Below are 15,945 nucleotides of genomic sequence, written 5' to 3'. Positions count from 1 at the left end.
ATTTTTAGTTGGTGTTAGTGGTTGTACTTGGGCTCAGAAACCGGGTTTTTGTGAGATTGTCGGTTGAACTCTTGCTCCCCCCCTTAGCAAGGGGGGGCTGGGGGGGGTAAAAGAGTTGATGCAATAAACGATTAAATCTCATCTACATTTCTAACTCTTGCTCCCCCCCTTAGCAAGGGGGGGCTGGGGGGGGTAAAAGAGTTGATGCAATAAACGATTAAATCTCATCTACATTTCTAACTCTTGCTCCCCCCCCTTAGCAAGGGGGGGCTGGGGGGGTAAAACACCCGATGTTCTCAACGATTTAATCCCCTCCACAATCACCTCTAAAACCCCATCCAAATTATGATAAACATCATCATTAGTAAACCTCAAAAATTTAATTCTTGCCGACTCAATAAACTCTTGCCTTTCTGCATCATATTCAACAGCGCCATCCACAAAATGGCTGTCACCATCAACTTAAGCGTGCTAACTTGATTTCTGGTGAATAAAAGTCGATCGCAAATGCTGCTACACTGTATTGTCTGCGAAATTTACAATTCTCAAGCTGTCTGTTTCTGATTCGTTTCCATAGTTCCTTTTCAGCTTCTGTCATTTCTCTGCGAAGCTTCTGCCGCTTAAATTTTTCTGAGCTTTTGTTGTAGAGTTTTGTCATTGTTGTATAGGGTTTTTTGTTGGTTGCTGAGTATTTTAACCCCCCCCCAGCCCCCCCTTGCTAAGGGGGGGAGTTAGAAGTTTTTTGGGGTTTTTTGTTGGTTGCTGAGTATTTTAACCCCCCCCAGCCCCCCCTTGGTAAGGGGGGGAGTTAGAGTAAGAGTTTTTGTTTGAGTTTTTGCGGAGTCTAGGGGTTTTATATTTCTCTTACCTCGATGGTTTCATCGTTGTTGATGCCGATTTCTAGGGTTTGTCCGGCTAATTTGTTTGTGTCTGGAATGTTCTCGAATATCCAGCTATTTAATGGCCGTTCGACTAGGGATTCTAAAAGTGATTTGATTCGCCTCCCGCCAAAGAGTAAATTGTCTCCCCGTTCCATTTTTTGCCTCAAAACATTGAGCGTTGATGGCAAGAATTTCAGGGTGAATCGATATTTTTCTAGGGCGCATTCGGACAACTGTTTTAAAAATTTGTCGCCGATTGCTTCGACGAAATCTGGCCGCAGCAAGTCGAATACTACTATATTATCTCCTAAACGGTTCAGCAATTCGGCGCGACCGATGCGGGTGGTGAAATGCCAGTCTACTTCGGCGCGGAAGTGGTTTTCTACTTGCTCCCAGGAGAAGTCATTGGCGTTTCCGGCTTTTACTTTCTCCATGATACCTTCCCGGATCTTCACACCGGTTTGAGGATCGATGATATCCGATGCGCCGATGTTGCTAGTGAAAATAATTGCTGTTTGGTTGAAATATGCTGTCTGTCCTTTTCCGTCAGTCAGTCGCCCGTCTTCGAGGATTTGCAGGAATTTATCCAATACTTTGGGGTGAGCTTTTTCTATTTCGTCAAACAACAATATACTGTGGGGGTTTTCCATGACTCGATTGGTTAATTGTCCCCCTTCTTCGTAACCGACAAAACCGGGAGGTGCTCCGGCTAATTTTTCCGCCGCGTGTTCTTCTTTGTATTCTGACATATCAAACCGGGCGAAGGCTTTTTCGTCCCCAAATACTAATTTGGTCATGGCTTTGGCTAATTCGGTTTTCCCGACTCCGGTGGGCCCAACAAAAAAGAAAATACCTTTTGGTTTACCACTCCGCCCGCTACTCCCGCCGATCGTCAATCCGATTCTAGCGGTAGTTAGCATGGTGGTTACAGCTTGTACGGCCCTTGGTTGCCCGATGACGGTACGTGGAAGCTCTGTTTTGGCTTGCAAAACCTTTTCGGCTCCCATGCGCTCCCAGGGGTCATCTCGCACCCCGAATTTGTAGAAGTCGATGAGCCGCCACATTTCTTTGGGTTTGACTGAGATGCGATCGCGCCAGGATGTGGCCCGCAGCGCATCTAGTTCTAGGGCGCGGAAGTTTTCGGTGAGTTCAGCAAATTCTTCCGCGAGGTTGTCGAGTTCTGAGGGTATTCCTGGGGCGCTGGGTTTGTTGTTGATGCGATCGCCCCCATAGAAACCTGTGAGGAACCGTTGAGCAAACAGCCGTCGTTCATCCTTGTTGGGCCGGGATACTTGGAGCAGCGTGACGGTGGGATTGTTGTGGTACACCCATTCCGGGACTCGCTGCAAGTCTCTAGCGAGGATGACTAGGGTGTTGCGACAACCGGCTAAATCGCCTTCTCGGATCAGGGATGCTTCTAGGGTGCTTTTTTTCAGCAATACTAGGGCGTTTCGCTCTTCCCCACTGTAGCGACTGGCGTCTGAGGTGATCATATCTGCTAAATCGACCACGGCGGCGGCTGGGTTTGCAGTTTGGGAGACGAGGGCTCGCAGGTTCCCGAAGGCGTCTTCTAGGGATACTCTGGTGTTCATTCTGGGGCCCACTGCTCCGGGATTGCCACGGGGGGGTGGAGCCATTGGGTTTGCGGGTGCTGCTGGGGCTGTGGGGGCGGGCTGGGTTGGTAATTGGGGGTTGATGCGGGTGGCGGCTGTGCGGGCTATTTGTTCAAAGCGATCGCTCATTTCGGGTCGAGCAAAGGTGAATCCGTCTATGGAGTCGTAGCGGACTATTAGCTGGAAGTTGAGGTCTTGGAAGTAGTTGGTGAGGAATTCGTGAATTCCTTGGTAGCTGCCGCGCCAGAGGAATTGGTCGTCTATGTTTCCGTATAAAACTATGTGTTGGCGGCGGTATAGTTGTTTTTCAAATTCTTGTATCCAGCGTGATGATGTGATGTTCATTTGATTTTAGATTTTAGATTTTGGATTTTAGATTTTGAAACCCGGCGGTTGAAAACCCGGAGATCCCCCCCGGCCCCCCTTAAGAAGGGGGGAGAAAGAGCATCATCAAAGTCAACCTCTACTCCCCTTTTTAAAGGGGGGACAAGAGTTGTTCAAAGTCCCCCTTATTAAGGGGGATTTAGGGGGATCGGGATATGTGCAACGCCCATTAAATTGGTATAAGTCTTGTTTTGGTTGGTTTTGGTTAGTTTCCGGTGCGGTTTTGTTGTTGGTCGTTGTTGGGTAGTTCGTCGTCACCTACCAATTCCCGATCGGGGTCTTTTCCTTCCCAGGTGACTTCGCTCATGTTGATGCCGAATTCTGCTCCGAGGCGATCGTGCATTTCTGTCAATACCTTTTCAGCTTCGTCGCAAACGGCTGCTGTTCCTCCTCCCACGGCTGCTTCGGTAGTTTTGGAATAACCATCAACGTTGTACCAAACTTCGCCTTCTACTGGTACGCTGATACTAATTCCTTTACCTGAATTAGTCGCAGCTTTCAGTATTAGTGATGCGTCGGGATGATCGGGATATTCTAGTTGAGGTTCGTTGACAAAAAAGCCCATTTCTGCTAATGTTTCAGCGATACTTTTGGCTATGTAATCTCGCTGGTCGGCTTGGATTTGGGCTGCATTTGCTGTTGCGATAATTTGTTGTTCTTGGGTTTTTGCTGCTGCTAGAATCAGGGCTGGTTTGTCAAATTGTTCTGCTTCTATGGCGGCAATTCCTGTTTGCAATTGGGTGGCTAATTCATCTATTAAATGTATTTGCCACCGCAGGGCTACGGGGTCGGTTCTTAAGCCAATAATCAGGTCTTCCAGTTCGCCAAGGGCTTGTTCGGCTGCGGCTTTCTGTTGTTGCCATTGGGCTCGGTTGCGGGCTACGGATGCGATATGCTGTTCTACTGCTGCTGTGGCAGTGTTTAAGGGCGATCGCGCGGTTTGGGGGTTCCCGGAGGCGATCGCACTTCTGAGAGCACTGAGCGCTGTTTGGGCTGCTGTGCGGCCGGCGCGATCGAATTTAATCGCGTCTGTTTGGGGGATTTGGGCTATTTCCCGCTCTAGTTCTTCGAGCTCAAACTGCTGTTTTTCTAGTTCGGCTTTGCGTTTTTTCTCTTCGTCATCCCGGCGTTTGCGACTAATTGCGCGATCGAGTTCTTGTTCGATTTTGGGCAATTCTTGGATGGTTTCTTGCAGTTGATATTCGGTTGTAACTCCCCGGAGGCTATTTAGGAGGTTTTGACCGCGTTTTGCGAGTTCTGAGCTATCCTGTGGGTAGATTTCTGGTGATTTTTGTTGTATTTTGGTGATGGTGGCTTGAGTTTGGGCGATCGACTGATTTCTGAGAGTTTCTAAACGTTGAAGGCGTTCTCGTTCGGCGGCGGCGGCTCGAATTCGTGCTTCTTCTGCGGCTTTGCGCTCACGTTCTTGTTCTAATCTTTCTCGTCTTTCTCTTTCTAACTGAGCTTGGGAATATTTGGGGCTGCTACTCATCTATTTTTTCTCCTTAATGGGGTTTGTGTATCAAAAGGTTGAAAGTTGTTGCAAGATTTTTTCAGAACAGGCAAGATGACATTGGTGTCAACTTAACTTCTAACCCAGTCAGAGATTGCTGTTTAACTATTAAACTTTGATCCCCCCTAGCCCCCCTTAAGAAGGGGGGGACAAGAACTTGCTCAAAGTCCCCCTTCTTAAGGGGGATTTAGGGGGATCTAGACTCAGGTCAAAGCAATATTTTTCAGGGCTTTAAGGCTTAAATTGACACTAATGGTAAGATGCCTGCCCGCCCATTAATCTTGCTTAATTGGCTCCACAATTACTCCGCGCTTTAACATTCGAGCTTCAAACTCTTGGCTAAATCCCGGTTTATTTGGCACTCCCACAAAAGAGATTTCTCCTGCTAATCCCATAAAAAATTCCAGCCCTGCGGATGTATCTGCATCAGACAATAGAGCAGTAATCAAGCTGCGATAACGCTCTGTCAAAGGCAATAGTCGCTGATTTGCTGAACCGCGCCAGAGTAAATCTCCGTGCAGTTTTTCGATGTAAAGTCCATCGATCAGTAAATCTATTTTTTGCAACAATGCTTGTTGGGCTGCTGTGCCCTGTTGCTGTAGATGTTCGATTCGATAACCAGTGTAACACATGATGCCTAGGTCGGTGCGATCGCGCAGCTTATCTACTAAATTGGATAAGGCTTCTGCTTGCAGCATCGGCTCACCACCAGAGAAAGTAACACCTTCAATTCCCGGTACTGCTAGCACCCAATCTACTAACTCTGTGACTGTTACCAAATCTCCTGAATTCTCATCCCAAGAATCCGGCACAATACAACTTGGACAAGCAAACCGACAGCCTTGCACCCAAATAACTGCCTGTTTTCCAGGGCCGAGTACGTTCACTGGAGATTGGCGTTTAAAGATACGCAATTTCTCTGAATTCATGGCATTTTAAATTGTAGATTATAGATGTTAGATTACTCTTTTATAGCCGGATTTGATCTAAGATTAAATGAACCGCGAAGGCGCAAAGGACGCGAAGGAAGAACCCCCCCCTGCCCCCCCAAGGGGGAAAGAAGAAGATGCTGTTCTTCCTTTGTGTCCTTCGCGTCTTCGCGGTTTGATCGTTCCGATACAACCGGAATTAATATAGACCTCGACCATATTTATTGTGGAACAGGCATCTTGCCTGTTCAAGACTGACTTTTGGGGAGATGTCTAATATTTTAAACATAAAAAAATCCCCCATTTGGGGGATTTTAATTCAACACTACTACATAGCCTTAGTTTCCGGCATTAAACATTTATCAGAATCGCAGCCCGCAGGCCCGGAATCCATCATTTCACCCAAGTCATAACGACTGAGTGCCACCTCAAACACATCTATTTGACGACGAACTAAAACGTCTTTCAACATCGTTTCGTAAGTTTCCTTTTTAATCGGTTCAAAGGGCAAACGTGGGAAAGTCTCTAGGGCATCAAAGCGAGACAAAAGTGCGGCGGAAATGTAGCCTTCGTCATCGCGAATGGCTTCGTAAATCCGTGTTCCCAAACTTTCAACTTCATTTTCCCGCAACTCAATCGTCGCGCTGGTGTTGTGTCGCACGTAGAACTTTTGCACCTGCATATAAAAGTCCATTTGTGCCGCCGCTGAGAATTTGTTGATCTCAATTTCATCAGCACCGGGCAAATCCGCCCAACTGACAGCAACAGGTATTTCTACCAGCCATTCTGTACAGCGTTCATCGAAGGGATTGTTCAGCAAATTGCCGTTTTCATCTTTGTCAGATTGAGACGGAATCACGTTGTATCCGTAGTCGATGCAGGCGAGGGCTACAGGGTCGTTTTTGCCGAAAGTGATTCGGCGAATGAAACGCTGGGATTTCGGGGGATGCCAGCCGGGGGAAGCACCTGTCAGTAGAGATTTTGTACCCGATGGTTGAACGGTTGTGCAGCGATTTGGACGTTTCAATGAATGGCGATCGCAATAATCCCATACAACCCGATTCACAATCTCCCGCCAACCAGTCAAATACTCTTCTTCCCGCTGTTTAAACGCCATTCCCTGGTCAGTTTCTGGGCGGCCTTCCACCCACCAGCGCAACCACTCAACGCCAAAAGCATGAACGAAGAAATCGAACAATCCGGTGAAAGAGACGCCGACAATCGGGTCTAATTCGCGGCTGTATTGATAGCGCGGTTCGCTAAATTTGTGATTGAGAAGTACGGCGACAGATAAACCTGCTGCGGTGAAAGCTTCCTCTTGTTCTTTAAAGTTGTAAGGGTCAATTTGATTGAGATGAACCTCAGAAAGATTACAGTTTCCAGCTAGGGTATTGCCGAAAACTCCCTTATGAAACTCTGGTTCATTGAAACAGTAAGTATCATGCAATCCTGGTAATTCTTCGACACTTCTGACAACTTGCCATTTACCTTTACCTTTAGCCTTCCTCCCTTTGCTCACATCTAACCGCTGACAAGGAATTTCACCACAGTCAGTAATTTGCAAGTAGTACAAATCCCGACTTCGGACACCGTAATTAGTAACTGCTCCTTGATGAGCACAAAGATTTAGCGATGAGCGAATACCACATTTGGTCAAAAGTAGCTGAACTCTAAAAGCGCGATCGCGATCGGAGATATAAATTCGGATACCATTACTATGGGTATTCGATCCATCCGTATCGGCTAATCCAGCAATAAAATGTAAAATTGCTTGTCGGTTCCAGCTCGCAATTACATTTAACGCTTCTGGGTTAACTTTCAAACTTTTCAGAAATTCTCCAGAAAAGCTCAAGTTAGTTACATCTGTAAAAACAGGTAAATAGTCATAGTTTCTTTCATGCGACTTATTTCCTGCTACTGACAATGCCATTTTGCCTTCGTAAAGTCGAACTTTTGCATTATCATTTTGGTCTGTAGTTCCATCTCCTACAGCCACACCCAAAGTGTAAGCATAACTCGAATCGATATTCATGCCATCTTCATACTGAATTGTAAAAGGTTCAGTATGAATGCTATATCGACTTGTATCCATCAAGTCTTTGGTTTGGACTTCTTGGTAAACTTTACCAAAGCGATCCTTGACAAAGAAACGATGATATTCTGTGGCATCCAGATAAGTACCATCAGCAAACTTTACACGATAAAGTTTGCGTCGTCCGCCATTCGTATCACTCCCTGTCTGAAATGGTGTGACTGAGCTCCATCTTTGACCATTCCAAATTTCGATTTCAGTTCCAACAACGTCCTTTATTTTATGCAGTCCGTCTTTAGTAATTAGCAGAGTGTCGCCACTTACACAGTGAAAATTAGAGCCAATTATCTCGCCACACGGGTTTAAACCCAAACGAACTGACCGATGCTCTAGTTCCTCAGCAGTCATGTCAGGATAACGTTCCTGCAACCACTGTTTAGCTTTTCCTTCGTCGTAGGCTTTCAAGAACTCAATTTTAAGACTAGGTGTTGAAAGTAAATCAACATTAGCTCTAGCTACAGCTTCACCAGCCCATTGAATTGCACCTTCACCAGAGTAATACTGTTTTCTAACAGCCTCAATACATTCTTCTAATGTAGGTTTGTAATGGAAAACACGAGAGTGATTTGCCATTCTCAAAGCATCGCGTTCTGGATCTATTTTCCAGTTGCCATTTTCATCTTGTTGCCACAGATTATCTTTAGCATTTGCGCCTAGTGCGTCACCAGAATCAAACTGACGAATTCCCGCGCTGCGCCTAATATTTCCAGCCACAATTGTAACCGCAGCTTCATCAATCAACACGCAGCATTCAACTGAATTTAACTGTCGCCCTAAAGCTTTATTCAAAATTGCCGAGCAACGTTGATAAAGGTCAGGCAATTTGACTGGATTTGCGACTCCGCCAAAACCTTTTAAAGGTTCTCCCACGGGGCGGACATCGCTCAAATCGATGTAAACTTGAACTTCTCCTGCAAATCTTTCATCTGTGGATAATTCCAGCAAAGCTTGATAGGAATTTACCCAACCTTGGCGGGAATCTCCGACATAAATAGTTGCGGTTTTTTCTGCTATTTTTACTTCGGTTTCTTGACGGCGCAATTGAGCGGGTGTAGAGCCAATTTCGCCTTGCATTGTCACGGTTAAGCGGTTGCTAATCGGTGGCAATTGGTTGATATATTTGGGTTCCAAAACTGCACCGGTGCCACAGCCCATCATCGCCAAATCCATCAATAAGCCAAAGGCGCGCCAGTCGAGAATATTGGTTGAGGAACAATTATAGGCGCCGGAAAAATTCTCTGGTTGCTCGATCCATTTGCTACCGCCCACCCACAGCCAGCGCCCGGAAGCGAGGGTTTTGAGCTGGTTTTGCATCCGGTGTAGGAGTTGTGTTTCTTCGGAGGTGAGGTTTCCGAGCTTTTGGAGACCTTTGACGGTTCGATCGCACACATCGGCCCAAGTCTCCCTTCCCGTGTCGGTACGACGGCTGTACGTCCTGAAAAATACTGGATTGGCTGCGGGTGCTGTTTCGGGGAAATCGGACAGGTGACGTTTCTCGCGGGCACTCGATCGCTCTAATTCTCGAACCATAGGTTGTGTACTGACGTGTCGGAATATATCAACAGACTATGAATATACAACAGGATTCAGATTTAGGGTTAAAGGTTGACAAATTTCACATTTTGCACTAAATATGGTGGACACCTCTATACAGGCAGAGTGTCAGAATAGCCTCAAAACTTCACCAAAAAACCCGATTTTTGCCAGAAACCGGGTTATACACAAATGTTTTAAATTGTCAATCATTTGTGAGTAAAAACTCAATATTTGGCTGTAGGGGGTCTTGAACAATGCCTACACCCTGAAATCCCCAACGTTCGAGCAGTTTTTTGATTTGTGGACTGGAAATTGACTCGACCCCGAAGCGATCGGCAAAATCGGCCGCGTGGGTGTTAAGGTAGCTCAAAGCGTCATAGTCTTCGCGGAAAATCAGCAGAAAACTTGCCACTTTATCTGGGTTGGGACAAGCGCTGAGGTATTTGCCATCAGCACGGGAACGCAGCAGGTAAAAAATTTGAGATAGCATTTTATCTTTATTTGTGAAAGTAATAGATTAGCTTAAATTGGGCATGGGGTATAGTGTCTTTTGTATAGCAAGCGCCTTGGTGGTTGCTATACTTAAAACACAAAAACTATCCAAGATACTAAACGCAACGAGTCAGTAAAGCTATGTCTGCTAAAGATGCCTTCCATGAAGTTGTTAAAATCGCTCTCCAGAAAGATGGATGGCAGATTACTCACGATCCATATAATTTACAAGCAGGAACTTTAGAACTTTACATTGACTTGGGTGCCGAAAAGGTGGTTGCAGCCGAAAAAGATGGACAGAAAATCGCAGTTGAAATCAAAAGCTTTACTGGGCCATCCAAAATATCCCAATTTTATACAGCTTTGGGGCAATTCATTAGTTATCGAGCAGCTTTACAAAAACAAGAAAATGACCATATTTTATACCTGGCAGTACCAGGAAATGTCTACGATAGCTTTTTGACAATGGGGTTTATTCAGTCTTTAGTTCAACAAAATCAAATTCATTTAATCATTTGTGATATGGAACAGGAGGCGATTGCACAATGGCAAATGTAGACCTTTATCGGCAACACATCCAAAATCTGCTCTCCCAACACGCTAGTCTGGTGTGGGATGAGCGAATTCAGGCTCAAACTATCTTTGATATCGATCGCGATCATTATCAATTAATCTATGTAGGCTGGCGTAATCAGCGACGAGTTTATGGCCCGGTGTTGCACCTGGATATTATGGATAATAAAATCTGGATTCAGCAGGATGGCACTGAGGTGGGTATTGCTAACGAACTGGTTGAGTTGGGAGTTCCCAAAGAAGATATTGTACTTGGGTTTGACCCGCCGATTATGCGGAAATTTAGTGAATTTGCGATCGGATAAATTTAACCAAAGAAACCGGGTTTTTGCCCGTTTCTACTAGACACAACGAAGTATTCAAGGGAAAAACCCCGGTGGTTGAGCCCTTCGACTACACTCAGGGTAAACTGCGTCGAAACCCTGACACCAAAACTTGAGGGGGAAATTAGGTGCAAATTTATATAAGATGGAAGGAGCTAGATTTAGAGGTCATCTGATGTCACAAATTAAACAGCGCCTTCTCGAAGCGATCGAACGGACTCCTGAACCGCTTTTAGAACAAATCCTAGCCTTCCTAGAATTTTTGACCAGTCGGACACAAACCGCGATCGTCCCAGACTTCGACTCAGATTTTGACTCAGACACCGACTCCAACGACCAAATCCTCGCCGATCTGAAAGCCTCTCTGCACCAAGCCTCATCGGGACAAACCTTTCCCATATCAGAACTTTGGGACGGTATCTAATGTCCGATCTACCAGTCCAACTCAAATTCACGCCATTATTCAAACGTCGCCTCAAAGCACTCGCTAAAAAGTATCGCCAAATTAAAACCGATATTCAGCCGATCTTCGATGAGATTATCCAAGGTAACTTCATCGGAAACCAGATTACAGGCACCCAATACATCGTTTACAAAGTCCGGGCTAAAAACACTGATGCCCAATCTGGCAAGAGTGGTGGTTATCGCTTGATTTATCAAGTTGAATCACCGAATCAAGTTGTTTTACACCTGATTTACTCGAAATCAGAACAAGCAAACGTCTCTGCCGAGGAAATCCAAACGGCGATCGCACAATACCAAGCAGACTCAGACGAATAAATTTTTCAAATCTCAATCCTTGCCCTTCTTGCTATTTAAAGCGATCGCGATACAATTAGCACTGGCTTGGAGTCCCATGAGTTTCTGTCTTCCTGAAGTTCCTGGTCAATTTCTGCAACACTTCTGGATACATGACGGCTGCATAATTTCTCCTTTGCGATGATTAATTTTCCACAGCCCCTAAAGCTTTGAGCGTGGCTTTTTCAACTTCCGTTAAACCCGTAACACCCGTGATATTCATCTCCTCATAAGGTCTGTCACTTTTCAGTATTTTGATGCACTCACCAGTCTGGAAATCCCAAAGTCTAATTGTGCCATCCCGACTGCAAGCAGCAATGATTTTTCCATTTGAACTGAAGGCAATAGAGTTAATTCTACTGGTATGACCTTGCAAAACTTTTAAACATTCACCTGTACGGATATCCCATAATCTCACCGTTCCATCGACACTTCCACTAGCAACTATTTCACCAGAATAACTAAAGGCAACTGAACGTATCCAATCAGTATGCCCCTGCAAGATTTGGAGGCATTCACCACTGCGAACATCCCATAATCTTACTGTTCGATCGACACTGCCACTAGCAAGTATTTCACCGTTCTGGCTAAAGGCGATCGCGCGTGCCCAACCCGTATGCCCCTGCAAGACGTGGAGGCATTCACCAGTATGGATATCCCACAGCCTTACCGTTCCGTCAAAACCTGCACTGGCAAATATCTCGCCCAAAGGACTGAAAGCAGCCGAGTGTACAGAATTGTTATGCCCGTCCAACGTTTTGAGGCATTCGCCTGTACGGATATCCCACAGCCTCACCGTTTGGTCATAACCTGCACTCGCAAGTATTTCACCATTTGGACTGAAGGCGATCGATCGCGTTTCATTGCCAAATTCTGGCAAAGTATGAAGGCATTCACCACTGCGAATATCCCACAGTTTCAGTGTTTGGTCGTAACTAGCGGTGGCAAGCATTTCACCCGAAGGATTGAAGGCAACTAAGTTTACCCGATCGAGGTGTCCGTGCAAAATTTGGAGGCACTCACCGCTGCTGACATCCCACAGCTTGACTGTTTGTTCGTCATCGCCGCTGGCAAGCATTTCACTGTTTGGACTAAAGGCGATCGACCTTACTTGACTGCTATGCCCTTGCAGCGTATTCAAGCATTCACCGCTGTTGATATCCCACAGCATCAGCGTTTTATCGTAACTGCCACTAACAAGTATTTCATCGTTTGGACTGAAGGCGACTGACCCTACTCCATCGTTATGCCCTTGCAAAGTATTCAAGCATTCTCCAGTGCGGATATCCCACAGTTTTGCTGTGCGATCGAGACTTCCACTGGCTAGTATTTCACTATTTGGACTGAAGGCGATCGATCGTACTGCATCGAAATGTCCTTCCAAAGTTTTGAGAGATTCACCAGTACCGATATTCCACAGCTTCACTGTTTCGTCGCCGCTTCCACTAGCAAGCATCTCACCAGCAGAATCGAAAGCAACTGAAAACACGCTTTTAGTATGACCTTGCAAAGTTTTGAGACATTCACCAGTACCGATATTCCACAGCCTCACTGTTTTGTCGCCGCTTCCACTGGCAAGCATCTCACCCGCAGGATGGAAAGCCACTGAAAACACGACTTTAGTATGACCCTGCAAAATTTTGCAGCATTCACCCGTGCGGATATCCCATAACCTGATCGTGCGATCGAAACTCCCGCTAGCGAGTATATTTCCATCGGGATTGAAGGTGACTGACATTACTGATTCGGTATGTCCGTGCAAAACTTTTAAACATTCACCAGTCTTGACATTCCATAACTTGATTGTATTTTCATAACTCCCGCTAGCCAGTATCTCACCGTCAGGACTGAAGGCGACTGACTCCACTACGTTGGTATGTCCTTTACAGGTCAATATTTCTCTACCGCTGCTAGCTTCCCACAAGCGAACTACGCCATCACTATCACCTGTAGCTAACAGTTTGCCATCAGGACTAAATGTTACTGACCTAACACTAGCGAAGATTTTTGTAAAAGCAGAATTAGTCAGATTTGCTTCTGTAAAATTGACGTTTCGCAGCGTCGCATTTGTAAAATCGGCACCTAAAATAACGGCATGAGAAAAATCTTTACCTTCTAAAGCAGCATTATCTTTTTTCACTAACAGCGTCGCCGCATTCCCTCCCACATAACCTACCTCACTTTCAGTTTTTCCCCGCGTTGCTTCGAGAATTTCAAGTAGGGGCGACTTCTCTAAAGCCCCCCTTGTTAAGGGGGGTTGGGGGGATCTCTTCTGGCTAACATCGTCACTATCGTCTCTCTCTAATAGGAATTCGGGGGTTCTCTCGTGATTGGCATCGTCACGATCCCCCCCGGCCCCCCTTAACAAGGGGGGAGAAATAACATCCAACATTGGTAACAACAAATCCATCACTGCTTTCGTCAGTGGCGCGTGTCCGAAACTCTGACGAAGTTGCCCTAAATCTTCAGCAGTAAATCCCTTTAAAGCTGCGATAAGTTCACCTTTATTTCTCTTCTGCGCCTGAAGCCGACAATAATTAGACCAAGTGTATGATTGAGGCGCTGCATTAGGATCTAAACAAGACTGTTCCGGCGCAACTAATTCGGTAAAATCTGCCGCCAAAACTCCCAATTCCGCTGCAAATTTATAAGCGACAAAAAACTCTAATAACGAACGATGCGCCGGAGTATAATCGCCATCTGCATTGCGGATTAGCATGGTTTGACCCATCATGTCATAATGCCAGTGGTCTAAGTCTTTTTCCTCTTGCACCACTGAACCAAACAAGCTGCGAATGCGATCGGGAAAACCGCGATAATTCAGACTCATTTGGTTGGTTGACAGCATTTCCCAAGACAATTCGCACAAAAAGTAAAGCTTATCTGCTAACGAAGTAAAAGTCCGTTCAGCTTTGATATCTCTCTCTATCTTCCGTCGCACTGCATACAAATAAATTCGCGACATATCCACTGGTTTTCCTGCTTCAATATCGGGCAATGCTTCCAAAATTAACTCAGTCATCACCGGGCGACGCGCTAAATCCAATAAATGCGGGTTTCCCATCACTTTTTCGACTGTCGCCGCTTCTGTTTGAACTGACAGCGCTTGCCGAATTTGCTCGTCGTTAAATTTCTCTAATTCTAAGACTTCAAATTGGGGAGTTTCGCCTGTTAAAATGGTTGTTGATGCTTGCAGTTCTGCATTGAACAATGCCCGTCCTTCCTTGCCTTCAGGAAAGTGTTCGGTACGGCAAGTCAGGATGACTTTGGCGCCGGGAACGACGGTTTTTGCTAGTTCCCAGAAGTTGTTGATGGTTTCTTGCCGATCGCACTTAGCGGCCATTTCATCAAAACCATCGAAAATCAACAGAAACTTGCCCATGCGATTTAGTTGTTCAAAAGCCGAATAACCCGCCAAAGGTATCTCGTGTTTCCGAAAGAAAAATTCCGAAAATAGTGACTCAACACTAACTGCTTTGGCATAATCTCTGAGCGGAATTACTAACGGCAACCTCGGACGTTGCAAGCCGCGCTTTTGAGCTTTTTTGTAGCGTTGCAGCGCCATCCAAGCATAGTGCATCGCAAACCAAGTTTTCCCCGTCCCAAATTCTCCTAAAACTGAAATATGTTCTTTTACTGGGTCATCCAACCACAGGTCAATATAACCTTCAATCCAGCCATTTCGCCCGTCATAATGACTCACGCCTATCTTGCGTTGGGTATCGGGGTCGATTTCTTCTTTTGTACAAGCTAGCGGCACGTATTTGGTATTAATTTTCCGGCTGGTAATTTCAGTTTCTAGCCAATCCAGATAAGCGGTAAAATCGGCATCTTGGTCGAGCAATTCATCGAAAGTATAGCAAGCTAAATCGCGATTTTCATCTTTCTTTACTTCATCCCGCGCGGCGCTACTGATGCGACGGGCGGTGACTAACCAGCCTTCATCGGTGCGCTGTTTTGCTACAGATTCGCGCAAGGCTAAGATGTCTCTGAGTCCGGCTTCTCCGGCTATTCCGCGCACTAAAATGCGATCGTACCGATTGCGTCTAACGGGAACATTGATAATCCATTCAAAATAGTTATCTTCCCAAATTTCATATTTCTCAAACTGATAATTTAATGTTTCAAACCAACCGCGAACTTGTTGTGATAAAATAAAAACTTTAGACTTTTGAATATTGCTTGATTCGGCTGCGGGAAGTGCGGGATAATCTTCAGCTTCCAGTCGTGCAAATTCGGTGCGAATTCCTTCGATAGTGGGGAGGCGTTCGATGCGATCCATTACCATAGATAGGCGTTTTTGCAAAGAGGCGATCGCATTTCCCACCATCACATCTCCCAGCGTCCGCGTCCGCTTTGCGACTTCCATAAACACGGCCGCAAATGCCATGTATTCCCGTCGGGGGTCAATGCCTAAATCTCGAATTTCTTTGCCTAAAGCACTCTCATTCAGATATTCATCGCCTGCTTGAATTAAAATAGCTGGACTGTCCGACTCGAAGGCTTTACGAAATGCCTGTTCAATCTCTGGTTGGCGAAACAGTGCTAAAATCTGTTTGGGTTTTCCAGCGCCGTACTCTACTAAAGTATAAACATAAACTCCGCTAAAATCTGCCGGCGGAGCATCGGGGTCGAGGTTAAATCTTTTTAATAGTTTGATGACTGTTTCGTTGCGCTGAAACTTGTCCTTGATGGTGCCGAAGGGAATTGCCGTCAAGAGGCTGATAACTAAGTCGAGACTAATTGGGATCATTTAGGCTTTCCTGTTTTTCCGTGGGAGTAACGCTCAAATCTCAAAATCGCAAATCGCT

At 45.7% G+C, this 15,945-nt stretch carries 12 protein-coding genes; 4 read left to right on the top strand and 8 right to left on the bottom strand.

Features of this window, described 5'->3' with window-relative positions; all coding sequences use genetic code 11:
- Positions 1-228: 228 nt before the first annotated feature.
- The 7 genes from AAFP11_RS09965 to AAFP11_RS09935 form a co-directional block, all read right to left on the bottom strand.
- Positions 229-441: a DUF559 domain-containing protein gene (locus AAFP11_RS09965; RefSeq protein WP_341736915.1), complete on the bottom strand. Its 213-nt coding sequence runs from the start codon at positions 439-441 to the stop codon at positions 229-231.
- A gap of 16 nt (positions 442-457) precedes the next feature.
- Entirely contained in the window at positions 458-658 is a 201-nt protein-coding gene (locus tag AAFP11_RS09960; RefSeq protein WP_333153532.1) for a DUF559 domain-containing protein, read from the bottom strand.
- A gap of 195 nt (positions 659-853) precedes the next feature.
- Positions 854-2,839, bottom strand: a complete 1,986-nt coding sequence (locus tag AAFP11_RS09955) for an AAA family ATPase (protein ID WP_341736914.1) — start codon at positions 2,837-2,839, stop codon at positions 854-856.
- Between the two features lie 244 nt (positions 2,840-3,083).
- A complete protein-coding gene (locus AAFP11_RS09950; protein WP_341736913.1) occupies positions 3,084-4,370 on the bottom strand; it encodes a hypothetical protein in 1,287 nt (428 codons plus the stop codon).
- Between the two features lie 296 nt (positions 4,371-4,666).
- Positions 4,667-5,320 carry a 4Fe-4S single cluster domain-containing protein gene (locus tag AAFP11_RS09945; protein ID WP_341736912.1) on the bottom strand — a complete coding sequence of 218 codons (654 nt, stop codon included), beginning with the start codon at positions 5,318-5,320 and terminating at the stop codon, positions 4,667-4,669.
- Between the two features lie 328 nt (positions 5,321-5,648).
- Positions 5,649-8,942, bottom strand: a complete 3,294-nt coding sequence (gene nrdJ, locus AAFP11_RS09940) for a ribonucleoside-triphosphate reductase, adenosylcobalamin-dependent (protein WP_341736911.1) — start codon at positions 8,940-8,942, stop codon at positions 5,649-5,651.
- Positions 8,943-9,150: 208 nt separating this feature from the next.
- Entirely contained in the window at positions 9,151-9,438 is a 288-nt protein-coding gene (locus AAFP11_RS09935) for a hypothetical protein (RefSeq protein WP_341736910.1), read from the bottom strand.
- Between the two features lie 143 nt (positions 9,439-9,581).
- On the opposite strand from AAFP11_RS09935, the gene AAFP11_RS09930 reads away from it, so the two are divergent.
- From AAFP11_RS09930 to AAFP11_RS09915, 4 genes are all read left to right on the top strand, one after another.
- Positions 9,582-9,998: a XisH family protein gene (locus tag AAFP11_RS09930; RefSeq protein ID WP_340518967.1), complete on the top strand. Its 417-nt coding sequence runs from the start codon at positions 9,582-9,584 to the stop codon at positions 9,996-9,998.
- Positions 9,986-10,318 (top strand): XisI protein, encoded by a 333-nt coding sequence (locus tag AAFP11_RS09925; RefSeq protein ID WP_341736909.1) that lies wholly within the window; start codon positions 9,986-9,988, stop codon positions 10,316-10,318. The genes AAFP11_RS09930 and AAFP11_RS09925 overlap by 13 nt, the downstream gene beginning before the upstream one ends.
- 193 nt (positions 10,319-10,511) lie before the next feature.
- Positions 10,512-10,760, top strand: coding sequence for a hypothetical protein (locus AAFP11_RS09920; RefSeq protein WP_341736908.1), 249 nt, complete (start codon positions 10,512-10,514; stop codon positions 10,758-10,760).
- Complete coding sequence (locus tag AAFP11_RS09915) at positions 10,760-11,116, top strand: type II toxin-antitoxin system RelE/ParE family toxin (RefSeq protein ID WP_341736907.1); 357 nt, start codon at positions 10,760-10,762, stop codon at positions 11,114-11,116. Before AAFP11_RS09920 ends, AAFP11_RS09915 begins: the two co-directional genes overlap by 1 nt.
- A 163-nt stretch (positions 11,117-11,279) precedes the next feature.
- On the opposite strand, the gene AAFP11_RS09910 is transcribed toward AAFP11_RS09915, so the two are convergent.
- On the bottom strand, positions 11,280-15,887 hold the full coding sequence (locus AAFP11_RS09910; protein WP_341736906.1) for an NACHT domain-containing protein: 4,608 nt from the start codon (positions 15,885-15,887) through the stop codon (positions 11,280-11,282).
- Positions 15,888-15,945 lie beyond the last annotated feature (58 nt).

Origin of the sequence: Microcoleus sp. CAWBG640 (genome assembly GCF_020883015.1) — a bacterium.
Classification (GTDB): domain Bacteria; phylum Cyanobacteriota; class Cyanobacteriia; order Cyanobacteriales; family Microcoleaceae; genus Microcoleus; species Microcoleus anatoxicus.
The sequence above is the reverse complement of the archived record's forward strand: the minus strand, read 5'-3'. Positions and strand labels throughout refer to the sequence as shown.